General features: G+C 73.7%; 23 protein-coding genes. 9 read left to right on the top strand and 14 right to left on the bottom strand.

Annotated features, from left to right (window positions below):
- The first annotated feature begins 93 nt into the window (after positions 1-93).
- Positions 94-3,123 carry a lysylphosphatidylglycerol synthase transmembrane domain-containing protein gene (locus BKA18_RS24030; protein WP_429638577.1) on the top strand — a complete coding sequence of 1,010 codons (3,030 nt, stop codon included), beginning with the start codon at positions 94-96 and terminating at the stop codon, positions 3,121-3,123.
- A gap of 91 nt (positions 3,124-3,214) precedes the next feature.
- Here the strand turns inward: BKA18_RS24030 and moeZ are convergent, their stop codons facing one another.
- The 8 genes from moeZ to BKA18_RS23990 all read right to left on the bottom strand — a co-directional run bounded on the left by moeZ (position 3,215) and on the right by BKA18_RS23990 (position 12,533).
- Positions 3,215-4,393 (bottom strand): adenylyltransferase/sulfurtransferase MoeZ, encoded by a 1,179-nt coding sequence (moeZ, locus tag BKA18_RS24025; protein WP_006603252.1) that lies wholly within the window; start codon positions 4,391-4,393, stop codon positions 3,215-3,217.
- A gap of 97 nt (positions 4,394-4,490) precedes the next feature.
- Positions 4,491-5,312 carry a spherulation-specific family 4 protein gene (locus tag BKA18_RS24020; protein WP_366045607.1) on the bottom strand — a complete coding sequence of 274 codons (822 nt, stop codon included), beginning with the start codon at positions 5,310-5,312 and terminating at the stop codon, positions 4,491-4,493.
- The gene (locus tag BKA18_RS24015; protein WP_006603254.1) at positions 5,300-6,256 is read right to left on the bottom strand and encodes an NAD-dependent epimerase/dehydratase family protein; all 957 of its coding nucleotides are present in this window, start codon (positions 6,254-6,256) and stop codon (positions 5,300-5,302) included. Before BKA18_RS24015 ends, BKA18_RS24020 begins: the two co-directional genes overlap by 13 nt.
- A 253-nt stretch (positions 6,257-6,509) precedes the next feature.
- Positions 6,510-7,703: a hypothetical protein gene (locus BKA18_RS24010; protein WP_366045608.1), complete on the bottom strand. Its 1,194-nt coding sequence runs from the start codon at positions 7,701-7,703 to the stop codon at positions 6,510-6,512.
- On the bottom strand, positions 7,700-7,948 hold the full coding sequence (locus BKA18_RS24005; protein WP_366045609.1) for a hypothetical protein: 249 nt from the start codon (positions 7,946-7,948) through the stop codon (positions 7,700-7,702). Before BKA18_RS24005 ends, BKA18_RS24010 begins: the two co-directional genes overlap by 4 nt.
- Positions 7,942-9,852 carry a DUF3492 domain-containing protein gene (locus BKA18_RS24000; RefSeq protein ID WP_366045610.1) on the bottom strand — a complete coding sequence of 637 codons (1,911 nt, stop codon included), beginning with the start codon at positions 9,850-9,852 and terminating at the stop codon, positions 7,942-7,944. The genes BKA18_RS24005 and BKA18_RS24000 overlap by 7 nt, the downstream gene beginning before the upstream one ends.
- A 243-nt stretch (positions 9,853-10,095) precedes the next feature.
- Positions 10,096-11,370 carry a DUF3152 domain-containing protein gene (locus tag BKA18_RS23995; protein ID WP_366045611.1) on the bottom strand — a complete coding sequence of 425 codons (1,275 nt, stop codon included), beginning with the start codon at positions 11,368-11,370 and terminating at the stop codon, positions 10,096-10,098.
- Positions 11,371-11,525: 155 nt separating this feature from the next.
- Positions 11,526-12,533, bottom strand: coding sequence for an alpha/beta fold hydrolase (locus tag BKA18_RS23990; RefSeq protein ID WP_366045612.1), 1,008 nt, complete (start codon positions 12,531-12,533; stop codon positions 11,526-11,528).
- 172 nt (positions 12,534-12,705) lie between these two features.
- Here BKA18_RS23990 and BKA18_RS23985 point away from each other — a divergent pair, with 172 nt between their 5' ends.
- From BKA18_RS23985 to BKA18_RS23970, 4 genes are all read left to right on the top strand, one after another.
- Positions 12,706-12,924, top strand: coding sequence for a hypothetical protein (locus BKA18_RS23985; RefSeq protein ID WP_366045613.1), 219 nt, complete (start codon positions 12,706-12,708; stop codon positions 12,922-12,924).
- Between the two features lie 148 nt (positions 12,925-13,072).
- Entirely contained in the window at positions 13,073-13,714 is a 642-nt protein-coding gene (locus tag BKA18_RS23980; RefSeq protein ID WP_006603261.1) for a TetR/AcrR family transcriptional regulator, read from the top strand.
- Between the two features lie 117 nt (positions 13,715-13,831).
- A complete protein-coding gene (locus BKA18_RS23975) occupies positions 13,832-14,059 on the top strand; it encodes a DUF3107 domain-containing protein (protein WP_006603262.1) in 228 nt (75 codons plus the stop codon).
- Positions 14,060-14,349: 290 nt separating this feature from the next.
- A complete protein-coding gene (locus BKA18_RS23970; RefSeq protein ID WP_366044236.1) occupies positions 14,350-14,640 on the top strand; it encodes a hypothetical protein in 291 nt (96 codons plus the stop codon).
- Between the two features lie 24 nt (positions 14,641-14,664).
- Here BKA18_RS23970 and BKA18_RS23965 read toward each other — a convergent pair whose 3' ends face one another.
- A complete protein-coding gene (locus BKA18_RS23965; protein ID WP_366044237.1) occupies positions 14,665-15,402 on the bottom strand; it encodes a ferritin-like fold-containing protein in 738 nt (245 codons plus the stop codon).
- A gap of 315 nt (positions 15,403-15,717) precedes the next feature.
- Between BKA18_RS23965 and BKA18_RS23960 the strand changes: the two genes are divergently transcribed.
- From BKA18_RS23960 to BKA18_RS23950, 3 genes are all read left to right on the top strand, one after another.
- Positions 15,718-18,084 (top strand): DEAD/DEAH box helicase, encoded by a 2,367-nt coding sequence (locus BKA18_RS23960; RefSeq protein WP_429638771.1) that lies wholly within the window; start codon positions 15,718-15,720, stop codon positions 18,082-18,084.
- 119 nt (positions 18,085-18,203) lie between these two features.
- Complete coding sequence (locus BKA18_RS23955) at positions 18,204-19,070, top strand: alpha/beta fold hydrolase (protein ID WP_366044238.1); 867 nt, start codon at positions 18,204-18,206, stop codon at positions 19,068-19,070.
- 173 nt (positions 19,071-19,243) lie between these two features.
- Complete coding sequence (locus BKA18_RS23950) at positions 19,244-19,726, top strand: SRPBCC family protein (protein WP_366044239.1); 483 nt, start codon at positions 19,244-19,246, stop codon at positions 19,724-19,726.
- 30 nt (positions 19,727-19,756) lie between these two features.
- Here the strand turns inward: BKA18_RS23950 and BKA18_RS23945 are convergent, their stop codons facing one another.
- Complete coding sequence (locus BKA18_RS23945) at positions 19,757-20,683, bottom strand: NYN domain-containing protein (protein WP_366044240.1); 927 nt, start codon at positions 20,681-20,683, stop codon at positions 19,757-19,759.
- Between the two features lie 205 nt (positions 20,684-20,888).
- Here BKA18_RS23945 and BKA18_RS23940 point away from each other — a divergent pair, with 205 nt between their 5' ends.
- Positions 20,889-21,041 carry a hypothetical protein gene (locus tag BKA18_RS23940; RefSeq protein ID WP_006603270.1) on the top strand — a complete coding sequence of 51 codons (153 nt, stop codon included), beginning with the start codon at positions 20,889-20,891 and terminating at the stop codon, positions 21,039-21,041.
- 135 nt (positions 21,042-21,176) lie between these two features.
- Here BKA18_RS23940 and BKA18_RS23935 read toward each other — a convergent pair whose 3' ends face one another.
- From BKA18_RS23935 to BKA18_RS23920, 4 genes are all read right to left on the bottom strand, one after another.
- Entirely contained in the window at positions 21,177-21,782 is a 606-nt protein-coding gene (locus tag BKA18_RS23935; protein WP_040900059.1) for a MarC family protein, read from the bottom strand.
- A 190-nt stretch (positions 21,783-21,972) separates the two neighbouring features.
- A complete protein-coding gene (locus tag BKA18_RS23930; protein WP_366044241.1) occupies positions 21,973-22,827 on the bottom strand; it encodes a PHP domain-containing protein in 855 nt (284 codons plus the stop codon).
- A 151-nt stretch (positions 22,828-22,978) separates the two neighbouring features.
- Complete coding sequence (locus BKA18_RS23925; RefSeq protein ID WP_006603273.1) at positions 22,979-23,617, bottom strand: DUF6758 family protein; 639 nt, start codon at positions 23,615-23,617, stop codon at positions 22,979-22,981.
- Positions 23,618-24,145: 528 nt separating this feature from the next.
- On the bottom strand, positions 24,146-24,730 hold the full coding sequence (locus BKA18_RS23920; RefSeq protein WP_006603274.1) for a suppressor of fused domain protein: 585 nt from the start codon (positions 24,728-24,730) through the stop codon (positions 24,146-24,148).
- Between the last annotated feature and the right edge of the window lie 240 nt (positions 24,731-24,970).

Below are 24,970 nucleotides of genomic sequence, written 5' to 3'. Positions count from 1 at the left end.
GGCGGCGGATGTTCCGCTTCCCGCTCCCCCGAAATGCACCCTGATGCCCTCCTCCACCGGTCGGTCGTGCCACCATCTTCCGGACGGTGACTGGTGATACGAGATCAAGAAGAGACGGCCGAGCAGCAGGGCGCGGCGCCTCCACGGGAGGCGGGCGCCCCTGAGGCGCGGTCCGTCGACGCCGCCGGCACCGCGCACGGACCGGCCGCAGCGACCAAGCTGCCGGAGCGGAAGCAGGCGGCACCACAGGGGAAGCACCAACGGAGGCCGACCACGGCTTCCGCTACCGAAAAGGCGAGCACGATCGAGAAGGCCGAACGACCAGGGGCGTCCGAGAGGCCACAAGGACCCGAGGAGCCCGAGCCAACCGAGCGGCACCAGGAGGAGCGGGACGACAAGCAGCCCGAGCAGGGCAAGGACGACCGGGCCGGGCAGGACGGCGGCGAGAAGCCGGCGCCCGGTGGGGCCCGGGGCCGGGCCCGTACGGGCGCGCACCGCAGCGACCTGACCGCGGACGAGCACGGCGAATTCCACGTCGACCGGGTCTCCGGCGACGAGCCGCTGCTGCCCGCCCGGGTGCACCGGCCCTCCGACCTGCTGCGGCTGCTGCTCGGCATGGCCGGGATCGCGCTCGTCCTCGCGCTCGCCACGTTCGCGCACGGCACCACCCAGGGCCTGGAGAACGACATCGGCACCGGCGCCAAGGCGGCGCCCCCGCTGCTGATCAACCTCGCGGGGCTGACGTCCAGCGTCGCGGTGCTGATCGTGCCGGTGGCGTTCGCCGTCGAGCGGCTGATCAAGCGGGACGGGCTGCGGATCGCGGACGGGGTGCTCGCCGCCGTCCTCGCCCACGGGGTATCGCTGGCCACCGACCTGTGGGTGGCCGAGTCCGCCCCCGACTCCATCCGGGACGCGCTGACCCAGCCCCTCGCCAACGGGTCCCTCTCCGCTCCGGTGCACAGCTACCTGGCGCCCGTGATCGCCTATATGACGGCGGTCGGCATGTACCGGCGGCCCCGCTGGCGGGTCGCGATGTGGTGCGTGCTGCTGCTGGACGCGTTCGCGGTGCTGGTCGGGCGGTACACCACACCGTTCGCGATCATCACGACCGTACTGATCGGCTGGACCGTCGCCTACGGCACCCTCTACGCCGTCGGCTCCCCCAATGTCCGCCCCACCGGCCAGAACCTCCTCGCGGGGCTGCGCCGGGTCGGCTTCCACCCGGTGTCCGCGCTGCGGGCGGAGGACGCCGGCGCGGACCAGCCCGAGCACACCGACCGCGGCCGCCGCTATCTGGTGACCCTGGAGGACGGCCCGCCGATCGATGTCACCGTCGTCGACCGCGAGCAGCAGGCACAGGGCTTCTTCTACCGGGTGTGGCGCCGGCTGTCGTTGCGCGGCATCAATCAGCGCCGCAGTCTGCAGTCGCTGCGCCAGGCGCTGGAGCAGGAGGCGCTGCTGGCGTACGCGGCCATCGCGGCCGGCGCCAACGCCCCGAAGCTGATCGCCACCTCGGAGCTCGGCCCGGACGCGGTGATGCTGGTCTACGAGCACATCGCCGGCCGCAGCTTCGATGCGCTGGCCGACGAGGAGATCACCGACACGCTGATGCACAGCGCCTGGCGGCAGGTCGAGGCGCTGCAGTCGCGGCGGATCGCGCACCGGCGGCTGGTCGGTGACGCGCTGCTGGTGGATCGTTCCGGCAATATCGTGCTGACCGAGCTGCGCGGCGGCGAGATCGCGGCCGGGGACCTCGTCCTGCGGATGGACATCGCCCAGCTGCTGGCCACCTGCGGGCTGCGGGTCGGTGCCGAGCGGGCGGTGGCCGCGGCCGTCGAGGTGCTCGGCCCGGACGCGGTCGCCGACAGCCTGCCGCTGCTCCAGCCGATCGCACTCAGCCGCACCACCCGTGCCACGCTGCGGCAGCTCGCCCGCGAGCGCTCCCAGCGGGAGCGCGATGCGGTGCTGGCGGCGTCGCAGGCCGCCAAGGAGGCCCGGGAGGCGCGCGAGGCGGCGGAGGGCACCAAGGACCGCAAGACGCTGCGGGCCGAGCGGCACGCGGAGAAGAACGCCGAGAAGCGCGCCCTGGACGAGGCCTCGGAGGAGGCCCGGGAGGAGGACCTGCTCGCGCAGATCCGACGGCAGGTGCTGCTGGTCCGTCCGACGGCGGTGATCCAGCCCGCCAAGCTGGAGCGGCTCAGCCCGCGCATCCTGATCAGCTGGATCGCCGGCGCCTTCGCGGTGTATCTGCTGCTGTCCCAGCTCACCCACTTCAACCTGGGCGATGTGGTCAGCAAGGCCGGGTGGGTATGGGTGCTGGTCGCGATGTTCTTCTCGGCGCTGACGTACATCGCGGCGGCGATGAGCCTGCTGGGCTTCGTCACGGAGCGGGTCTCGTTCGTCCGGACCGTCATCGCGCAGATCGCGGGCAACTTCGTGAAGCTGGTGGCGCCCGCGGCGATCGGCGGGGTGGCGCTCAACACCCGCTTCCTGCAGCGCGCCGGGGTCCGGCCCGGTCTGGCGGTGGCGAGCGTCGGCGCGTCCCAGCTGTTCGGCCTGGGCAGCCACATCCTGCTGCTGCTGATCTTCGGCTATCTGACCGGCACCCAGGAGCAGACCCCGTCGATCTCGCCGTCCCGTACGGTCATCGCCGGGCTGCTGACCGTGGCCGTGCTGGTCCTGGTCGTCACGGCGGTGCCGGCGCTGCGCAAGTTCGTCTCGCGGCGGGTGCGCTCGCTCTTCGCGGGCGTGGTGCCGCGGATGCTGGACATCCTGCAGCGGCCCCGGAAGCTGGTCACCGGCATCGGCGGGATGCTGCTGCTGACGGCGGCGAACGTGATGTGCCTGGACGCCTCGATCCGGGCCTTCGGCGGCGGCGACAAGCTCACCTACGCGAGTATCGCGGTCGCCTTCCTCGCCGGTAACGCGCTGGGCTCGGCCGCGCCGACCCCGGGCGGTGTGGGCGCCGTCGAGGGCGCGCTGATCGCCGGGCTGACCGTGGCCGGGCTCGACGCCGGTACGGCGTTCCCGGCGGTGCTGCTGTTCCGGCTGCTGGTCTTCTGGCTGCCGGCGCTGCCGGGCTGGCTGGCGTTCAACTATCTGACGCGCAAGGGCGAGATCTGAGCGTCGGCCGCCGGAGTCCCCTCCGCCGCGGCGCACGAAGGCGCCGGTCCGTACGGCACGGGCCGGCGCCTTTGCGTGGGGTGCGGAGCGGTCAGTAGACCGGCTTCTCCGGCTCGACCGTGTTGACCCAGCCGATGACCCCGCCGCCGACGTGCACGGCGTCGGCGAAGCCCGCGGACTTCAGCACGGCCAGGACCTCCGCCGAGCGGACGCCCGTCTTGCAGTGCAGGACGATCTTGCGGTCCTGCGGGAGGTCCTGGAGGGCGGTGCCCATCAGGAACTCGTTCTTCGGGACCAGCCGGGCGCCGGGGATCGAGACGATCTCGAACTCGTTCGGCTCGCGGACGTCGATGATCTCGATCTTCTCGTCGCCGTCGATCCACTCCTTGAGCTGCCGGGGAGTGATCGTCGAGCCGGCGGCGGCCTCCTGGGCCTCCTCGGAGACCACGCCGCAGAACGCCTCGTAGTCGATGAGCTCGGTGACGGTCGGGTTCTCGCCGCAGACGGCGCAGTCCGGGTCCTTGCGGACCTTGACCTGACGGTACGTCATCTCCAGCGCGTCGTAGATCATCAGCCGGCCGACGAGCGGGTCACCGATACCGGCGAGCAGCTTGATGGCCTCGTTGACCTGGATGGAGCCGATGGAGGCGCACAGCACACCCAGGACGCCGCCCTCGGCGCAGGAGGGCACCATGCCGGGCGGCGGGGGCTCCGGGTACAGGCAGCGGTAGCAGGGGCCGTGCTCGCTCCAGAACACCGACGCCTGACCGTCGAAGCGGTAGATCGAACCCCAGACGTACGGCTTGTTCAGCAGCACACAGGCGTCGTTGACCAGATAGCGGGTGGCGAAGTTGTCGGTGCCGTCCACGATCAGGTCGTACTGCGCGAACAGCTCCATGACGTTCGTGGAGTCCAGGCGCTCTTCGTGCAGGTTGACGGTGACGTACGGGTTGATGCCCAGCACCGTGTCCTTGGCGGAGGCCGCCTTGGAGCGGCCGATGTCCGCCTGGCTGTGGATGATCTGGCGCTGCAGGTTCGACTCGTCGACCTCGTCGAACTCCACGATGCCGAGCGTGCCGACGCCGGCCGCGGCCAGATACATCAGTGCGGGCGAGCCCAGGCCACCGGCGCCGACGCACAGCACCTTGGCGTTCTTCAGCCGCTTCTGCCCGTCCATCCCGACATCGGGGATGATCAGGTGGCGGGAGTACCTGCGGACCTCATCGACGGTGAGCTCGGAAGCGGGCTCGACCAGGGGTGGCAGCGACACGGGAACTCCGTTGGTCGGTCTTGATGGGGTTCCCCCCGCACGGGCGGAGCCGAGAGTGGGGGAGCTTGCTCTCCCCGTAACACTGCCACGCCCTTCTTCATTCCGAGACACCTGTTCCGATGCGCGAGACGAAATCGTCCCAGTAACCGGGCAGTGACGCCCAGGCGTCTCCGGCGGCACCTGCCGCCCCGGCGGCCCGGCGGTCGGTGAGGTACACGGTGCCCGCGCCCTGCCAGCGGGCGATCCGCAGCGCCTCGTCGAGATGGCTGCGGGGCACCCCGTGCACGAGGTGACAGAACCGCTCCGGAGGGTAGTCGGCGGTCCACTCGGCCACCTGGGACCAGCGGTAGTCGTCCCAGCAGCCGGTGAAGGTGACGAGCTGGTCGGCGGACTCGGCATAGCCGGGGTAGGGGTGGCTGCCGTGCCCGAAGACGAGGTGGCCGCCGCCGCACAGGGCGCGCAGGGTGGTGGCCAGGCGCCGGGTCGCGGGCAGCTGGGTCCGGTCGGTGGGGCAGCGGTCCAGCCAGAAGCCGTCGGCCCGGTACCACTCCAGATAGCGGCGGGCATCGGTGAGCAGCTCCCCGAAGGGGCGCGTCCCCAGCCCCAGGTCGAGGTGGCCCAATATCCGCACGCCCGTCTCGCGCACCCGGGCCGCGGCCGGCAGGCAGTGCGGGTCGGGGCGGGCGCCGGGCCCGTTGGACACATTGAGCACCGCCCACTGCACCGCGCCGGGCCCCACCGGCGCCCGGGAGCCGCTGCCCGGCGCGTGCCGCGGCAGGAAACCGCCGGCGCAGCGCAGCAGTTCGGCCCACTCGGTGGGGGCCAGCAGCGGATGGGCGAAGCCCGGTACGCCGATGCCGGCCCCGGTGGCGCCGGTCGGGGCGCGGGTACCGCCGGCGGAGGTGGTCAGATGCGACATGCGGCCTCCATCCAGATGTCCGCGAGGGACTCCTCCAGCCCGATCCGGGGGCGCCAGCCGAGCCGGTCGCGGGCGGTGCGCACATCGGCCTGCTGCCAGGTGCCGCAGCCGTCCGGATACGGGTAGGTGGCGGGCGGCGAGCCGACCGGGTGCTCGGGGGACGGGCCGGGGATGACGAGCCGGGCGGGCGGGGAGTCGATCTCGTGCAGCGCACCGCCGAAGCCGGCGACCCGGGCGAGCACGGACGCGGCCTCGCGCAGCCGGACGGCGCGGCCGGTCCCGATGTTGACGACGCCCTGCGCGGCGGACAGCGAGGCGGCGTGCACCGCCCGGGCGACATCGCGGACATCGACGAAGTCCCGCTGCACACCGAGCCCGCCGAGCTTGAGCTCGCTGTCGCCGGACTGCATGGCGCGGCGCATCGCCTCGGCGAGCCGGCCGAGCGGCGACCCCGCCGGGGTGCCCGGGCCGACCGGCGAGAAGATCCGCAGCACGACCGCGTCCAGCCCGGAGCCCAGGACGAGTTCGGTGGCGGCGAGTTTGCTGACGCCGTACGGGCCGCCGGGGCGGGGCACCGCGTCCTCGGCGGTGGAGGAGCCGGGCTGGGAGGGCCCGTACTCGGACCCGCAGCCCAGGTGGACGAGCCGGGCACCGCAGCTGCTGCGCCGCAGCGATTCGCAGATGGTGGCGACGGCGACGGTGTTGTGCCGGGTCAGCTCGCGGGCACCGCCGCGGGTGGCGCCCGCGCAGTTGACGACGACACCGGGGTGGACCGCGTCCAGGAAGCGGGTGAGCGCGCCGGGGCTGCCGGTGGCCAGGTCGAAGCGGACATCGGCGTCGTCGCCGCGCCCCAGGGCGGTGAGCTGGACGGCGGGATCGGCGAGCAGGCGGTCGGCGACATAGCGGCCCAGGTAGCCGTTGGCGCCGATGAGCAGCACCCTCATCGTGCACTCCCCCGGTCCGCGTGGCGTGTGGTCGGCTGGACGTTCATCTGTCGTGCTCCTAAGGCGGTTCGAGGGAAGTACGTCGTCGGCCGCGGAGCCGGGGCCCGCCGCGAGAACGGGGGCCACATGGGGGGTGAGGTCCGCGGCGAAGGGGCCGGGGCGGCCGTTTCGGGGTGCCGCTCCAGGGGTGACGCGTGGCGGGGGTGTCCGTCTGGGGGTGCGGGGAGCCGGGGGCCGATGGTGGTTCGGTGGGTCACGGCCGCTGCCCCTCCGCCGGTCCGAAGGGGGCGGGCGAGTGCGCACAGGCTCCGGTGAGCGCCCGCAGGCCGTAGCCGAGCAGTCCCAGGGCGGCCGCCGTGCAGGCCACCGCGGGCACCGCGGCCGGTCCCGCGGCCCCGGTCAGCGCCTCGACCGGGGCGTCGAGCGGATGCAGGCCGGGGAGCCGGGCGATCAGCACCAGGGTCAGCGCGAGGTACTCCAGGGCGGCGGCCGCGGCCAGGCCCGTGGCGGCCGCCTCGGGGAAGCCGTGCACGGTCAGCAGCCGGGCGAGGAAGAGCAGCACGCCCAGGGCGGCCGCCGCGGCCAGTGCCGTCCTCCCGTCGCCGCCGAAGGCCGCTTCCGCGCCGAGGAGCAGGCCCACCAGGGCGGCCAGGAAGAGCAGGGTGGCGGCCGGCAGCAACGGCCGTACCCGGGCGGCGAGTTCTTCGAGGCCGCGGCTGGCGGCCACCGCGCGACGGGCGCGCACCGCGAACCAGTGGGCGCAGCCGGCCGCGGGGGCGAGGGCGAAGGCCAGGGCCACGGCGGTGCCGACGGCGGCCCGGGGAGCGGCGTGCGGCAGATCGGGGCCGCCGGTCAGCAGCTGTGTCAGCAGCCAGTCGCCGTAGACCGCGTACCCGGCCGTCCAGCAGATCCACAGGCCGGTGGCGCGCGGTCCGCTGCCGCGGTGGCGGCGCCGCAGCGGTCCGGAGCGGACGGCGAGCCGGACGGCGAGCGCGAGGAGTACCGCGCCCGCGGCGCCGACGGCACTGCGGACGGCGGGAGGTGCGGTGCCGGCGGAGGCGAGGGCGGCGACGGTCGCGGTGCAGACGGCGCCGGGCAGCAGCTGGAGCGCCGCGCGGACGCCGCGGGAGCGCCGGGCGGGGGCGGGCGGGGGCCGGTCCTCGGGGGTGTCCCGGTCGGCGCGCGGTACCCGGGCGTAGAGCTCCTCGGCCAGGGAGAAGACGTCACGGTGCCGGAAGCGGGCGGCCGTGCGGTCGGTGACGCCGTGCGCCTCCAGGCCGGCGGCGATCTCCAGGGCGTCGACGGCGCGGGCGCACAGCTCCTGATGACGGTGCATCAGGGACCGGACGGGGTCGGCGGGGCCGCGGCGCGGCGGTGCGGCCCGGTCGGCGGGCTGGTCCCTGGCCGCCGCGACGGCGCCGGTGGCGGCGCCCTCGGGGGTGCTCATGCCCCGTCCCCCCGTTCCGGGAGCCGCGCGCAGCCGCCGTGGTCGGGGCGGTGGGGCGCGGGGCGCCGGCGGAGCGGGCGGCCGGGGCGGTCCGGGGAGGTGTGCTTGCTTGTTCGGACGGACGCCGGGCTGCCGGGACGGGCGCCGCGCCGGCTGCCGCCGTGCGCCACGTCCGCCATGCCGGTCACCAGGGCCACTCCCACCACGCCCATCGCGCAGATCACATCGAGCACACCCGTCACCATTGCCCTCTCCCTTGCGTCGGCCGGGGCTGTCCGGTCGCCGGGTCGTCCCGTCTCACCGGCTGTCTCGTTCCTCGGGCGCCGGCCGCTCCCCCGGCCCCGGCGCAGCCGGCGGCCGGCATCGCCGTGGCGGCGGGGCCCCGCTCCTCCTCGGGCACCGCCCAGCTCGGCGTGCGGCCGACCGGCGCGGCCGGGCGGGTGGCGGCGCCGGTGACCGCCCAGCGGCCCGGGACATGGGACTCGGCGGGGCGGGCGAAGGGCCGCGGAACGCCGTGTGCGTCCCGGGTGCGCCCGGCGGCCGGACGGGCCGGGGCGTGCGAGATGAGCTCCAGATAGATGCCACGAAATGCCGCGACGTTCTGCTCGACGGTGAACAGTTCCAGCGCCCGGGCCCGGGCCGCGGCGCCCAGCCGGGCCCGGCGGTCCGGGTCGCCGAGCAGCGCGGCACAGGCCTCGGCGAGGGCCCGGGGGTTGCGCGGCGGGACCACCAGACCGGTGCCGCCGATGACCTCGCACACCGCGCCCGCATCCGTCGACACCGTGGCGCGGCCGCAGAACATCGCCTCCACCAGGGAGCGCGGAAAGCCCTCGACGACGCTGGAGGCCACCACCACCGCACCGGAGGCATAGGCGTCCTGCAGGGTCGGCACCTCGGGGCTGCCGATCTCCTCGAAGCTGACCGGGTTCTCGCCGACGGTGCGGGCGTCGGCCGCCTCGTCGGGGAAGAGCTGTTCGGCCAGCGCCCGGCAGTGCGCGAGATATCCGGGTGCCTCGGGGTCGCGGCCGGCCCCGCCGATGATCCGCAGGGTGGCCCGCGGCTCGGTCCGGCGGATCCCGGCGAACGCGTGCAGCAGCCCGACGAGGTCCTTGGCGGGCTCCACGGCACCGACCCACACCAGCGTCTTGGAGTCGTCGGCCGCGGCGTCCGCGACCGCGCCGAACGGCCCGGCGTCCATGCCCGGATAGACCGTGCGCAGCCGGGCGCGGTCGGCGCCGCAGCGCTCCTGCCAGCGCCGGGCGTGGGTGTTGCCGGGGGTGATCAGTGCGGCGCGGGCGTAGGCCTCGGCGGCCAGGGCGCCCTGGAAGGCGGCGAGCAGCGCGCGCACCGGTGCGCTCAGCGGCGAGGCGGCGCCCGCGAGATAGTGCTCGCGCAGCCCTACGCCGTACTCCGTGACCAGCAGCGGAGTGCCGAAGAAGTGCCCGGCCAGCAGTCCGGGGAGGGCGGCCGCGCCGGCGGAGGTGGCATGGCACAGGTCCACCCCGCCGAGCCCGGGTGTCCGCCGGTCGCCGTACCAGTCCAGGGACAGCGGCCGCAGCGCGAGTTCGAGCCGGGCGGTGACCGCCAGGAGATCCTTGACCTGGGCGCCCTGCGCGGCGGGCAGGGCGCGGGCGCCGTGGCAGGCGGCCTCCAGGATGCGGACGGCGTCCTCGGAGCGCACCAGGGCGGGCAGCCCGCCGTGCTCCCCGGCGAGTTCGGCGAGTCCGTAGAGGCCGGTGGCGAAACGGTCCGCCTTGCTGGTCACGGGTGGGGCGGGGGCATCGTCCGCGCCGGCCGGTGCGGCCGCGGCCGGCTCGCCGCCCGGGGGCGTGGTGGCGAAGCCCGCCACCAGATCGCCGAAGTGCGCGGCGAAGCGCCGCCGTTCACGGCGTCCGGGCCCGCGGCCGCGGCGCCGCTCGGCGGCCCGGCGGTGCCCGGCGGGGAAGTCGCCCCACAGGGGTGCACTGCGCACCAGCCGTACGTGGCCGGGGAGTTCACCGGGGCGCTGCGTCTCCTGGCGGGCGTCGGGGTACAGGGCGTAGACCTCGAAGTCATGGCCGGTGAGCCCGCGCACGAGCCGCTCGCACCATGTGTGCGCCTCGCCGGGCGCATACGGATAACCACCCTCGGTGAGCAGTCCAATTCGCACGAGCGCACCCCCGTCCTCCCATATCGGCGTCCCGGTGTCCCAGCGGCACGGCCGCCACCTGCAGGAAGAAGCTATGCAGACGGCAGGTGGCGCGATGGACGGTTGTCCATCGCGCCACCGGAAGGGGTGAAAGCACGTAACTTTCCGCCCCTAAGGGCGTTTCGACGCGCTATGTGAGGCCCGGGGGCTCACCGGATCCTGCGGCCCCGCTCAGGCGGGCCGCCCCCCGGCGGCCGGGCGCGGTCACCGCTGGGCAGGGAACGGCCAGGGGTTGGGGCGGCAGGTCACCCCGTCCGTCGTCAGGAACTTGGTCTGCTGCATCATCACCGGGGCCGGTGCGCCCTGCCGGGGGCAGGCCTCGTGGTTGTGCCCGAGGCGGTGGCCGACCTCGTGGTTGATGAGCATCTGACGGTAGGCCAGCATCTTGTCGTGGCCGTAGGTCTGGGAGCCCTGCGCCCACCGGTAGGCATTGATCATGACCCGGTCGGTGGCCGCCGAGTCGCAGGAGACGTTCTCCTCGCGGGTGTCGAGACCGGACTTGGCGCACCATGCCGAGGTGGTCCCCGGGCTCGCCAGCGTGATCACGAAGTCCGCGGGGCCGGAGGAGACCCGTTCGAAGGTCATCTTCCCGCCGTGCGACCAGCTCCGGCCGTCGTTCAGGGTCGTGTGCACCGCTTCGGCGAAGAGCTTGCCGTCCAGCGGCAGCCCCTCCTCGATGTCCACGCGATAGCGCAGCAGCTTGCCGTGCCCGGGGGCCTTGGCGGCGCCGGGGACCGGAGTGAACCGGCCGTCGGCCGTCAGCCGCGCGTCCAGCGGGAAGACCTTCGCCATCTGCTCGTCGTAACCGGCGGCCTTGGCGTCCTGGGTGGCGCGGGCATGGGACCTGGAGGCCGCGTCGCCGGTGTCGTCGCCGCGGTCGGGCCCGCTGCGCGGCTGCGGGTCGGCGCCGTCCTCGCGCTGGTGGGCGACCTGGCCCGCGATGACCACGGCGAGCACGGTGGTCACCGCCGCGGCCGCCGCACCGGTGAACGTCCGGCCCTTGCCGCCCTTGCCGACGCCGCGCCGGGGCTCGTCCGGGTCGGCGGCGTCGCCCGGTTCACCGTCGTACGGGCCGGAGCCGTCCGCGCCGGGCGCGTCCTCCTCGTCCAGCTCGTCGGCCGTGCCCCGGTCGAAGACCACCGACCGTCCGGTGAAGCGGCCGCCGGCGGGCATCGCATCCGGGCCGGGCCCCTGCCCACCGGCCCCTGGGCCCGCCGGGCGGGGCGCACCGGCCCGGAACACGTCGTCGTCCGGGTCCACGGCAACCGCCGGGCCCGGGAACGGCCGGCGGTCGAAGGCCTCCACATAGTCGCGACGTGGCCCCGGGCCGCTGCCCGGTGCGGCGAGCGGCGGTCCGCCGGGCCGCTCCGTGCGCGGCCGGGGAATCCTCGGCGCGCCCTGCCCGGGAACCGCCGGGCCACCGGGGAGCGCGCCCCAGCCGCCGCCCGGCTCGTGCTGTTCGGGATGGCCGCCGCGCACCGGGTCGCCCTGGAGCGACTCACGTCTGCGGCGCCCGTTTCCGGGGCTGGAAGAACCGCCCCCTGAGGGGCTGTTGCCGGGCGGGCCGGACGTCGGTGAACTTTCCGCAGCGGTCTCGGGCCGGCTTCGGCGGCTATGGCGTCCCACGGGGCGAGTCAGCTCCTGCCGGCATCAGCGGTCACATCGGTCACTTCACTGTCGAGCAGTTCGCGGACGGCCCGCGCCACTGCCTCGGGGTACTCCATCATCGCCACATGCCCTGCCTCCGGGAGCGTCAGCAGTCGCGAACCGCGGAACGCCGCGGCCGCCCGCCGCGCCATCCGGAAGGAGACCAGGCGGTCGCGTCCACCGTAGACGAGAAGCGTCGGGGCGAGTACGCGCTCTGCCTGACGCCACAAATTATGCTGCCCGCCGAGTGTGTAGGCGTTCACCAGCCCGCGGGCCGAGCGCTCCATCACCTCCCAGAAATAAGGGAGTTCGAGGCGCCGCGCATATTCGTCGGCCGCGGAGTTGAACCCTTCCGGGCTGACCCGGCCGGGGTCGCCGTAACACAGCGCCAGCACCTCGCGGGTGCGGCGCTCGGGCGTCCAGTCATGAGTGAGCCGGCCGAAGAGCCGGGCGATGCCGGGGACGGCGAGCATGGCCGTGGGCACCGCCGTCAGCTGCGGCCGCAGCTCGGGCAGCGCCGGGGAGACCAGCGTCAGGGTGCGCACGAGATCGGGGCGCACCGCCGCCACCCGGGTCGTCGCGGCGCCGCCCATGGAGTTGCCGAGGAGATGGACGGGTCCGCGCCCGGCCGCGTCGAGGTAGCGGATGACCGCGCGGGCCTGCGCCGATACGGAGTAGTTGCCGTCATCCGGGGGCGGTGACTGCCCGAAGCCGGGGAGGTCGATCGCCTCGCCGTCCAGCCGGTCGGCGAGCAGCGGCATCAGGTCCGACCAGTTCTGCGAGGAACCGCCGAGGCCGTGGACGTAGAGGGCGGGCTCGCGCTCACCTGCGGCGCCGTCGGGCCCAGCGGGAGGTCCGGCCGGCGCCCGTACGGTCAGGGTCAGCCCCGGCAGGGTCGCGGTGCGCACCGTCTCCGCCCCTCCGCGCCGGCCGGGGCCGGCCGGCGGCACCGGTAGGGCGGCGGTCGCGGTGTCCGGCGACTCGGTCGAAGACATGGGTCGATGTTACGAGACGATCACACCCCCGATCGTGTGTCCGCCGTCACACACCGCATCGCGCTGCCGCGGCCACTCTCCTACGCTCGTAGGCGAGGGCAGCCGCCCCGGCCCCTGCTTTCATGCCAGGCACCAGCCGACGAAACGAGCAGCACGCGGAAAGGGAGCCACCATGCGCGTCGACCCGACAGATCCGGAGACCTTCGTGGACGAGAGCGACGCCACCGACATCGACGTCGAAGCTCCGGAAGCGGACGCCGTCGAACAGTACGCAGACCTCGCACCCCAGCGCGACGAACCGCTGACCGTCCTCGACCCCGACGAGGCGAACGAGGCGGATCTCGTCGAACAGGCCCGTGTCGTGGAGACCAACGAAGACGAATACCGATGACCTGGGGCGTTATGTCGGCTTCCAGTGAGGGGGTCGGAGAGAAAAAACCGACCTGGACCGCGCACAGCCGGGTTACCCAAAAGTACGATGGCGGGCGCGGTGCACCACCTTGTACGGACCGCGTACGAACCAATCTCTGGGAGGCAGCGTGAGCGCCATCGAGCAGACCGAGGCGGCGCGCCCGCGGGGCACACGCCTGCCACGTCGAGCCCGGCGCAACCAGCTTCTGGGCGCCGCCCAGGAAGTCTTTGTCGCGCAGGGCTACCACGCGGCCGCGATGGATGACATCGCCGAACGGGCGGGCGTCAGCAAGCCCGTCCTCTACCAGCACTTTCCCGGCAAGCTCGACCTCTACCTCGCCCTGCTCGACCAGCACTGCGAGGCGCTGCTGCACTCCGTGCGGGCCGCGCTGGCGTCGACGACCGAAAACAAGCAGCGGGTCGCGGCGACGATGGACGCCTACTTCGCGTACGTGGAGGACCCGGGCGGCGCCTTCCGGCTGGTCTTCGAATCGGACCTCACCAACGAGCCGGCGGTCCGCGAGCGGGTGGACAAGGTGTCCCTGGAGTGCGCCGAGGCCATAAGCGCGGTGATCGCCGAGGACACCGGCCTGTCGCAGGACGAGTCGATGCTGCTCGCCATCGGCATGGGCGGGGTCTCCCAGGTCGTGGCGCGCTACTGGCTGTCCTCGGAGAGCAAGGTGCCGCGGGACACCGCGGTGCAGTTGCTGACCTCGCTCGCCTGGAAGGGCATCGCCGGCTTCCCGCTGCAAGACAGCGAGGCGCACTGACCCTGTTCGCTGCGGGCGTGGTGCATGGCGCCCTGCGCTTCGCCGTACCGGGCTAATGTGTGCTGCGTACGGCGCGGATGGCCGCGCACCCAAGTGACCGTCGGAGGGACAAAAGCCGTGGAGGTCAAGATCGGCGTGCAGCACGCGCCCCGCGAGATCATTCTGGAGAGCGGGCAGACTGCCGAAGAGGTGGAGAGCGCGGTGTCCGAGGCGCTGAGCGGCACGTCTCAGCTGCTGACCCTGGTGGACGACCACGGTCGCAAGGTGCTGGTCCCGTCGGACCGGCTGGCCTACGTGGAGCTCGGCGAGCCGACCGCCCGCAAGGTCGGTTTCGGCACGCTCTGAGCAGCACGCGCCCGAGGCGGCAGCCAAAGGCACAGGGGCGGCGGCCCGGAGACTTCTCTCCGGGCCGCCGCCCCTCTTCTTCCGGTCCGGACCCCGGCCCGCCGCGTTCCCGGTCCGGTCCCCAGGCCCGACCCGCCGCATTCCCGCAGATCAGGCCGTTCGAGTCGGTGCCGCTGCGCTGATCGGGCAGGGGACCCGTGCGGGGAGGGTTGCTGCCGGTGCGCCTTGGGTACCACCGCAACGACCGAGGTGTTCAGCCGGTCGGAATCGTACGCGTGGGAGGGAACAGCATGATCTGGGAAGCGCTCGGCGCCGTGCTCATCGGCTTCGCCATCGCCCTGTCCGCCACCCACTGGCTGCCGGACCGCTTCCCCGCGCGCGCCCTCACGCTGGCCACCGGCCCGGTCGCGGCGCTGCTCGGCGCGCTGCTGACCCGCTCGATCCTCGGCCCCGGCCATCCCGTCCAGGTGATGATCGCCGCGTGCGCCGTCGGTGCGGCCCTGCTGTCGGTCGTGGCACGCCCGCCGCACCGTCGTCTTCGGCGACCGGCCGCGGCGTTGAAGGGGCACCGGACGGCCTGAAGCCGCCCGGCACCGCCTCGTACGTCAGGCCGCGAGCCCCAGCGCCGCCATCCGCTTGGTGTGCGCCTCGGTGATCCGCGAGAACATCCGGCCGACCTCGGCCAGGTCGAAGCCGTCGGCCACGCCGCCCACCAGCATCGTCGAGAGCGCATCGCGGTCCGCGACCACCCGCTGCGCCTGCGAGAGCGCCTCGCCCATCAGCCGGCGCGCCCACAGCGCCAGCCGCCCGCCGACCCGCGGCTCGGCCTCGATGGCCGCGCGCACCTTCTCCACGGCGAACGACGCATGCCCGGTGTCGTCCAGTACGGCCAGCACCAGACCGCGGGTGTCGGAGTCCAGCCGGGCCGCGACCTCGCGGTAGAAGTCACTGGCGATCGAGTCGCCGACATAGGCCTTGACCAGGCCTTCCAGCCAGTCGGCCGGTGCGGTCTGGCGGTGGAACTCATCCAGGGCGGCGGCGAACGGCTCCATCGCCTCGTTCGGCTCCGCCTCGATCTGCGCGAGCCGCTCCCGCAGCCGCTCGAAGTGGTGGAACTCTGCCGAGGCCATCTTGGCCAGTTCGGCCTTGTCGTCCATCGTCGGCGCGAGCTTCGCGTCCTCCGCCAGGCGCTCGAAGGCGGACAGCTCGCCGTAGGCGAGCGCGCCGAGCAGATCGATCACGGCGGCCCGGTACTGCGGCTCGACGGATGCCTGGGCCCAGTCCTGGGCGGCGATCCCGGTGTGTTCTTGCGCGTCAGCGGCGGCGTTGTCAGGCGTTCCCATGACCGGCACAATAGCCCGCTCGGCGGTTCGGGGAAGGGCCTGGTCAGCCACTGCCGTTCCCCCGTACGAACGACGGCCGGAACCGGCTCCCGGGGGCCGCACCCGGCCGTGATGTATTCCTCACTCATACAAGCCTTCGGATGGACGCGCCATATCCGGGGTACAGTGGTATGCGGACCTGCCGAGTATCGGTGGGTCGTTCCACGAAGCGGATGCCCGGTCGGTGGCCCGATCGGCTCCAAACCGACCGCCCTCTGCTGCAACGCGTACGAGACATACGCACCGCAGGGGGGACACCGCTCGCGGCAGGAGTGCCTGAGCGTTGGCAGTGGTCCCGCCCCACCGGCTGTATCAGGCCGGCCCCGTACGAACCCGTACGACGGTGCGGTACGACCCCCTTCGCCGCCTCACGCCGCGTCTCACAGAAGAGGCAAGATTCTGTCTACATTCCGAGACCTCGGGATTTTTCCCGAGACGGCCGAGGCCCTCGAAGCCGTCGGCATCATCTCCCCCTTTCCCATCCAGGAGCTGACGCTCCCCGTCGCCCTCTCCGGCAACGACGTCATCGGCCAGGCCAAGACCGGCACCGGTAAGACGCTGGGCTTCGGCCTGCCGCTGCTGGAGCGCGTCACGGTCCCCGTCGACGTCGAGGCGGGCCGGGCCCGGCCCGAGCAGCTGACCGAGGCGCCGCAGGCCCTGGTGGTCGTGCCCACCCGCGAGCTGTGCCAGCAGGTCACCAACGATCTGCTCACCGCCGGCAAGGTGCGCAATGTCCGGGTGCTGGCCATCTACGGCGGCCGTGCCTATGAGCCGCAGGTCGAGGCGCTGAAGAAGGGCGTCGACGTCATCGTCGGCACGCCCGGCCGGCTGCTCGACCTCGCGGGCCAGCGCAAGCTGAACCTCTCCCAGGTCAAGAGCCTGGTCCTGGACGAGGCAGACGAGATGCTCGACCTGGGCTTCCTGCCCGACGTCGAGAAGATCATCCAGCTGCTGCCGGCCAAGCGCCAGACGATGCTGTTCTCCGCGACCATGCCCGGCCAGGTCATCTCGCTGGCCCGCCGCTACATGTCGCAGCCCACGCACATCCGCGCCACCGCGCCGGACGACGAGGGCCAGACCGTCGCCAACACCACCCAGCACGTCTTCCGGGCCCACTCCATGGACAAGCCGGAGATGGTCGCCCGCATCCTGCAGGCCGAGGGCCGGGGCCTGGCGATGGTCTTCTGCCGTACGAAGCGGACCGCCGCCGACATCGCCGACCAGCTCTCGCGCCGCGGCTTCGCCTCCGGCGCGGTCCACGGCGACCTCGGCCAGGGCGCCCGCGAGCAGGCGCTGCGCGCCTTCCGCAACGGCAAGGTCGACGTCCTGGTCTGCACCGACGTCGCGGCCCGCGGCATCGACGTCGAGGGCGTGACGCACGTCATCAACTACCAGTCGCCCGAGGACGAGAAGACCTACCTGCACCGCATCGGCCGTACGGGCCGCGCGGGCGCCAAGGGCACCGCGGTCACCCTCGTCGACTGGGACGACATCCCGCGCTGGAAGCTGATCAACAAGGCGCTGGACCTGCAGTTCGACGAGCCGGAGGAGACCTACTCCACCTCGCCGCACCTCTACGAGCAGCTGCGCATCCCCGCGGGCACCAAGGGCGTGCTGCCGCGCGCCGAGCGCACCCGCGCGGGGCTGGCCGCCGAAGAGGTCGAGGACCTGGGCGAGACCGGCGGCCGCGGCCGCGGGCCCCGCCGGGGCGCCGTCGAGGAGGAGCGCCCCGAGCGCACCCGTACGCCGCGGCAGCGCCGCCGCACCCGTGGCGGCTCGGCGCCGGACGGCGCCGCCGCCGAGGCGCAGGCGACCGGCTCGCTGGATGCCGCGGAAGGCACCGGGAGCACGGAGGCCGCCGAGTCGCGGCAGCCGCGCCGGCGCCGCCGCACCCGTGGCGGCCAGTCCGCCGCGGTGCCCGCTCCGGCCGCCGCGGAGACGGTGGCCGAGGCCGCCGCGCCCGCACCGGCCGCCGAGGTGACCGAGGCCCCCGCCAAGCCGCGCCGCCGCCGTACCCGTGCCGCGCGTCCGGAGGCCGGCGAGGCCGCCGTGAGCGCGGTCGACACCGCCGAGGGCGCGTCGGTGGACGCTGCGGCCGCCGCGGTGACCGAGCCGACCGAGGCGCCGGCCGCGCCGCGCCGCCGGACCCGGGGCGCCACCAAGGCCGCCGCGGCGACCGCGCCGGCAGCGGTGACGGAGACCGTGACCGAGGCTGCACCGGCCGTGGTGGAGACGCCCGCCGCCGAGGACGCCCCGGCCAAGCCGAAGCGCACCCGCAAGACCGCCGCCGCCAAGGCCGCCGAGGCCGCGGTGGACACCGCCGAGGGCATCGTCGAGGCAGCGGCCAAGCCGAAGCGGACGCGGAAGAGCGCCGCCGCCAAGCCGGTCGCCGACGCCGCCGCCGAGGGCACCGAGGCCGCACCGGCCAAGCCCCGGCGTACGCGGAAGACCGCCGCCGCCAAGGCCGCCGAGGCCACGGTGGAGGCGCCCGCCACCGAGGACGCCCCGGCCAAGCCGAAGCGGACCCGCAAGACCGCCGCCGCCAAGGCCGCCGAGGCCGCGGTGGACACCGCCGAGGCCAAGCCGGTGCGCCGCCGCAGCCGGGCCAAGGCCGCCGTCGCCGAGGCGACGCCCGAGGGCTGACGCCCGGCCGGCCGCCGCCGGCACGCACGGTCCGAACGACCCGGCCCCGCCGCCCGCGGGTGCCGGGTCGTTCGGCGTCCCGGCCCGGATTTGCCGCCCGGCCCGGATAACCTCGGGTCATGAGCAGGCCGCCCACCCTCACGCTGCCCCCGTGCGCCCGTGCGTACCGACTCGACACCGCGCGCGGCTCCTTCGCCGTGCAGGACGCCCGGCCCGATGCCGCGCCGATCGGCACGGCCCTGCTGGTGCCCGGATTCACCGGGAGCAAGGAGGACTTCATCGCCCTGCTGGCGCCGCTGGCGGCGGCCGGGTTCCGGACGGTCGCGGTGGACGGCCGCGGCCAGCACGAATCCCCCGGCCCGCGTGAGGAACAGGCTTACGCGCAAAGGGAGTTGGCCCTCGACGTGCTGGCGCAGACGGAGGCGCTGCGGGAGCCGGACAGCGGGCCGGTGCATCTGCTGGGGCACTCGCTGGGCGGGTTGCTCACCCGGGCCGCGGTGCTGCTGGACGCGGCCCCGTTCCGTTCGCTGACCGTGCTCAGCTCCGGGCCCGCCGCCATCTCCGCGGGCCAGCAGGCCCGGGTGCGGATGCTGATCGACGCGCTCGGCAGGCTCGACATGGAGAGCGTCTGGCGGGCGATGCGCGCACTGGATCCCCCGGAGGCGGCGGACGCGGCGACGCCCCCGGAGATCGGCGCGTTTCTGCACCGCCGTTGGCTGAACACCGTCCCCGAGCAGCTGATCGCGACCGGCCGTCAGATGCTGGGCGAGCCCGACCGGGTGGCGGAGCTGGCGCGTACGGGGCTGGCCACCCATGTCGTCTCCGGGGCCGTCGACTACGCCTGGCCGGTGCCGTCGATGGACGAGATGGCCGCGCGGCTGTCCGCCCGGCGCACCGTCATCGAGGGCGCCGAGCACTCCCCCAACGCCGAACGGCCGGAGAAGACGGCCGAGGCGCTCGCCGGGTTCTGGAGCGGGGTGGGCTGAGCGCCGGGCGGGCCGGGTGGGCTGAGCTCCGGGCGGGCCGGTGGGCCGGGCGGACGGCGTCACCAGGACAGCGCCGGGCGGTTCGGCGAGCATCGAAGCAGGCGGGCCGGCACCGGCGCCCGGCCGCCACCGGCTGCACAGGCCGCCACCGGCTGCACAGGAAGGGCCCGACCATGACCGAGAACCCGGCGACTCCCCCGGCCGATGACGAGGGCGGTCCGCACGGCATCGCGCTCACCCGGACCTTCGACGCCCACCGCGAGCTGGTCTTCGAGGCGTGGACGAGGCCCGAGCACTTCGCGTACTGGTTCGGCGGGGAGCTGGAGGTGCCGGTCGACCGGATGACGATGGACGCCCGGCCGGGCGGCGTCTGGAGCCTGGTGATGCGCACCCCGGACGGCACCGAGCTGCCGTTCTCCGGCGTCTATCGCGAGGTCGCCACCCCGGAGCGGCTGGAGTTCACCGTCAACGACACGGCCGAGCCCCACGGCGCCGAGGGCGAGCTCGTCCGGGTCACCCTGACCGATCTCGGGGGCCGTACGGAGATGGCCTTCCGGCAGCTCGGCGGCCATCTCAGCGCCGAGCAGTACCGGCAGGCGGAGGCCGGCTGGGCGGGCTTCTTCGACCGCCTCCGGGAGCTCCTCGCGCGGGCCTGACCCGGGACGGCCCGGGTCAGGCGGGCCGGGTCAGTACTGCCCCTGGACGTGTTCCCAGAAGCCGTCGCGCAGCACCCGCCGCAGATCGGCATGGCTGCGCAGGGAGTGCCGCAGCAGGCCCTCGGCGGCGGTCAGCAGCTCCTGGTCGACCGCGCCGGGCAGATACGGATGGCCGGGCAGCAGCTCGGCGACCCACTCCCGGCCGCGCTCCGCCAGCCACTGGGCGGCGACCTGGGCGCCGACGAAGCGGACCTCCTCGCGCTGGGGCGCGGGCCCCTCGCCGGCCGTCGGTGCGCAGTACTCGGCGCCGACCCGGCGGGTGACGTACGGCTTGCAGAATTCCAGGTCGAAGGTGCGGGCGCTGTCGACCTCCCACAGCAGCGGTTCGGCCTGATTGCGGCCGCCGGAGGCCTCGATGCCCCACAGATGCACGCGTGCGCCGTAGCCCTGCGCCGCCTCCACCGCGGAGACCAGGTCCTCGTCGCCGCCGATGAGCACCGCATCGGTGATCGCGCGGTGCCGGGCCAGCGACTCCAGGTCGGAACGGATCAGGGAGTCGACGCCCTTCTGCTGGTTGTTGGCGTTGAGGTTGCCGAGCCTGACCTTCACATCGGGCAGCTCGGCGATCCGCTGCTGCTCCTGGGTGTGGATGCGGCGGCGGGCGCCGTCGTACCAGTAGACGCGCAGCAGCCGGCTGTCCGGGAAGATCATCCGGGCCTTGTCGATGAACGCCTCGATCATGCCCTCGGCGTCCAGGTCGAAGGCCTTGCGGTCCTCCGTGCCGGCGACCAGCCGCCCCGCCGCGGCGTAGACATAGCCCGCGTCCACGAAGGCGGCATGGGTGGACGGAGTCGTGGCGACCTCGGCGAGCACCCGGGTGAGCAGCTCGTTGGTGCGCTCGATCCCGGCGGCGAGCGTGGCGAGGTCGGTGGAGCCCGTGGGCTGGACGTCGTTCATACGGGTCCCATTCTCCGGGCGCTCACTCTCCGGGCACAACCGCATCCCCCTGGCCATATTTAGACGGTCGAAATTTTTCCTTAGCGTAGGGAATGATTGCACTGGGCAGGACGTTATACGTAGCGGGAGCACCCGGCAGCGACGCCGCACAGCCCCCGTACTCAGGAGTTCTCCACAGGAGGATCAGACGAAGGGAGAAGCCCCTATGCGCTTCGAGATCATGCGCCTGGACGATGTCGACGGCGCTGCCGTGGACAGCACCGTCGTGGACGCCGCCTCCGTCAACCGGATCGTGCAGCAGGCCGCCGCCACCGGCCAGCGCATCTACATCCGCCCGGCCGACACCGCCGCCCGCTGATACCCGCCCCGCCGCCCGATGCGGCAAATCCGCCGGCCGCGGCCCGACCGGCCGCGCGCGGACAGTGCAGCGCCCCCGTACGACCAGTGTGTACGGGGGCGCCGTGCTGTCCGGGGCAGCCGTGCGGCCGAGGCGTCAGGCCGACTGGATCACCTGCAGCACGCCGTTGATGATCTGCTGCACGGCGAGCGCGGAGAGCATCATCCCCGCCAGCCGCGTCACCAGGACCACACCGCCGTCCTTGATCACCCGGATGATCACCAGCGAGAACCGCATCACCAGGTAGAGCACCACATGGATGGCCGCGATCGCCGCCCAGACGGAGACCTGGGCGGCGGCGCCGTGCGCATGCTGCACGGCCAGGATCACCGACACGATCGCGCCGGGCCCGGCCAGCAGCGGCATGCCCAGCGGCACCAGGGCCACATTGACGTCCTTGGTCTGGGTCGGCTCCTCCGACTTCCCGGTCAGCAGATCCAGCGCGACCAACAGGAGCAGCAGCCCGCCCGCGATCATCAGCGCGGGCGTGGAGATGTGCAGCCGGCCCAGGATCTGCCGGCCGAAGAGGGCGAAGACGGCGATGACGCCGAAGGCGACGGAGGCCGCCTGCCAGGCCATGCGGCGCTGCACCTTGGCCGGGCGGCCGGAGGTCAGGGCCAGAAAGATCGGGGTGATCCCCGGCGGATCCATGATCACGAAGAGGGTGACGAACAGGGTACTGAAGACGGCGACGTCGAACACGGTGAAGGCCTTGCGAGAGGTGGTACGGAACGAGCACTCACGGGCAGGGCGCAGCACGCGGATCCGTGAGGAGGACAGGGAAAGCAGCGGGGGAGGAGGGGAGGCAGGGCGCCGGGCGCACCGTTCGGCCGCTGCCGGCCCGGTGCAGACGGGGGCTCGGGAATCAGGGCGCCGGTCGGCCGCGGTGGGCTCAGCCGCCGGTGCCGGGGACGGGGAAGGCTCCGGTCGCGCGGCGCACGATCTCGCCGTAGACCTCGGGGTCGGTGGTGTATTCGCCGAGGCGGCAGGTCTTACGGCTGCCGTGGTAGTCGCTGGAGCCGGTGGCCAGCAGGCCGAGGTCGGCGGCCATGCCGTGCAGCCGGGCGCGGGTCGGCGCGTCGTGGTCCATGTGGTCGGCCTCGATGCCGTCGAGCCCGGACGCGGCGAGTTCGGCTATCACGCTCTCCGGTACGCAGCTGCCACGCTTGACGGCCAGCGGGTGCGCGAAGACGGTGACCCCGCCCGCGGCCTTGACCAGCCGGATCGCGTCGAACGGGTCGAGTTCGTGCTTGTCCACGTACGCCCGGCCGTCGTTGGCGAGCCACTCGGAGGTGAAGGCGTCCGATACGGAGGGGACGACCCCCAGTTCGACGAGGGCGGTGGCGAGGTGCGGCCGCCCCACGGCGCCCTCGCCGGCGATCCGGGCGACCTGCTCCCAGGTGATCGGCACCCCGAGGTCGCGCAGCTTGGCGACCATGCCCTGGGCCCGCGGCACCCGGTCGTCGCGGACCAGCTCCCGCTCCCGGGCGAGCTCCGGCTCCTCGGGGTCGAAGAGGTAGGCGAGCAGATGGAGGCTCACCCCGTCGATCCGGCAGGAGAGTTCGGCGCCGGTGACCAGCGTCAGCCCCGCGGGCAGCGCGGCACGCGCCTCGGCATGCCCGCCGACGGTGTCGTGGTCGGTCAGCGCGACGACGTCCAGACCGGCGGCCGCGGCATGCCGCACCAGCTCGGCGGGGGTGTCCGTACCGTCGGACGCCGTGGAGTGGGTGTGCAGATCGATGCGCACGACGCGGACTCCAGACTGCTGCGGGACGGACACGGGACGCGACCCGGGGGACATCGGGTACAGGTACACCGTAAGGGGACCCCAGAAGGATACCGGGCGGCCGGGTGGCGCTCCGACGGCGCGGGCGGCGGCCCCGGGGGAGGGCCGCCCGTCAGCCCAGGATCCGCGGGGAGAGCGCCCCGCACGGCAGCAGATCCACCTCGGCACCGGCCTCGCGCAGATCCGTCAGCACCAGTTCGTCGTACAGCATCAGCCCCGCCTGCTCGGGCCAGGCGATCGCCCAGAGCCACAGCCCGCGCGCCTCGCCCGCGAAGACCGCGCGGTCCGGGGGTGCGTGATCGACGTGCCACAGCGGGGTCGGGCGGCCGGCGGCGAGCACCTTGCCGTGCGGGGAGGTGTCCACGCACATGTGGGGGCCGGGGTCGGGGCCGTCGATCCCGGCATAGCGCGCACCGAGCCCGACGCCCAGCTCCTCGGCGATCAACAGGAGTTCACCGGGGCCGCCGAGCGGTCCGGGGCCCGAGCAGGCCACCGCGGTGGCGCGGCCACCGCTGCGCTCGTCGCCGGCACAGGCCACACCGGTGAACAGCCAGCCGACCGGCAGCGGCCAGGGCATCCAGACGGGCACCTGGGCGCGGTGCACGACGACACCGAGCGCCTCGACGCTCGGCGGGACGACCGGCTGGAGCGGATGCACGGCGCCGTGCTTCGCGCACTGCCAGGTGTCGGAGAAGAGACCGGGCGCCCTTACCCGGCCTCCACACTTCGGGCAACTGGGTTCGCCCCTCATAGGGACCCACGGTCCTCCGGGTCCGCCGCCGCGTCAAGGACGATCACCCGGCCGGTGCGCCCCGAATCACTTACCGCGCCCCGCATTTGACCGCTGCCGCCGGCGCACCCCGGTCCCACCGGAAGAGTAGATGCCGAGGGCATTATTTAGCTCGCCTAACTTATCGCGTGTAAATGTCAACGATCCCGGGGGCGCGTCGTACGCGGATCACGAACCGCGACCGGCAACCGGCAACCGGCAACCGGAACAGGACAGGAAGGGGCACCGCAGCATGCGCGGCACGAAGAGCGGCGGCCACCGCGGCGCGGACGAGCCGTCCGGGCAGGACGGCAGCTCCGTCCTGCGCCAGCCGAAGGCCGTATGGGCCACGGCGGGCGCCTCGGTCGTGGCCTGCTGTCTTCGCCGGCCGACCCGGACCGGGCCGCCGCACTCCGCGCCCGAGCCGCCGGGCCGCCGCCGCCCGGCAAGGAAACTGACGCTCCGTCCGGCCCTCCCGAGGGCGGCCGGGGCACACCGCCGCGCGCGGGTTCAGTCGAGCGGCACCCCGGCCCGCAGCGGGTCCCGCAGATCCGTACCGTGCTCCAGCCAGCGCTTCTCCAGGGCCTCGGCGCCGTGCACCCGCTTCCAGGCGGCCTCGTTGGGCGTCATCGGCAGCAGCGGCAGAAAGCGGACCGGCTCCATCGGCTCGTCGAGCGCGAGATCCTCGACGAGACCGCCGGACGAGGCGACCAGCACCGAGCTGAAGGCCGCGCCCGGCCACAGCGGCTCCCCCACGTCGAGCGAGGCGCCGGGAGCCACGATCACCCCCTCCACCTGCGGCGACGCGGCAAGAACGGCGAGCGGCCGGAGCACCTTGTCGGTGTCCGCGCGGCCGCCGCGCACGGACAGCAGGAGTTCGGCGCGCGGTCCGCGCAGGGGATCGGCCAGGACGGCCGTGGGGTCGGCCATCGGCTGCGCGGACATCCCGAGCGTGGCGTAACGCACCACCCCGTTGTCCACGAAGCGAAGGACCTCGATACGGTCGGTCCCGAGAAACGTGACGGCGGCGCGCGCGTCCGGCTCGCCCAGAGTTGTCCGCAACCGGGCTTCGACCAGCTCAAGAACGTCAGACATGCCGTGAGCATAGGGCCGGTCGTTCGCCTGGCCGTCGCCCGTCCACGAGGTGCTCGGCGGCGCCCCGTTCTTCGTATGGAACAGGCAAAGCGGCGCGGCGGAGCGGCAGGCGGCTGATAGCCTTGCCGTCTGGTCAGGGAATGACGTCGTCCCCCAGCGGGGACCGGCCGGAGGAGGTGGGGCTGCGGTGGATCCGAGTCGACCGTGCAGTACCGATAGTTCTCCTGTCATCCCCCTCGC

The sequence above is a fragment of the Streptomyces auratus genome, assembly GCF_050433025.1.
Taxonomy (GTDB): domain Bacteria; phylum Actinomycetota; class Actinomycetes; order Streptomycetales; family Streptomycetaceae; genus Streptomyces; species Streptomyces sioyaensis.
This window is presented reverse-complemented; position numbering and strand designations above follow the sequence as displayed.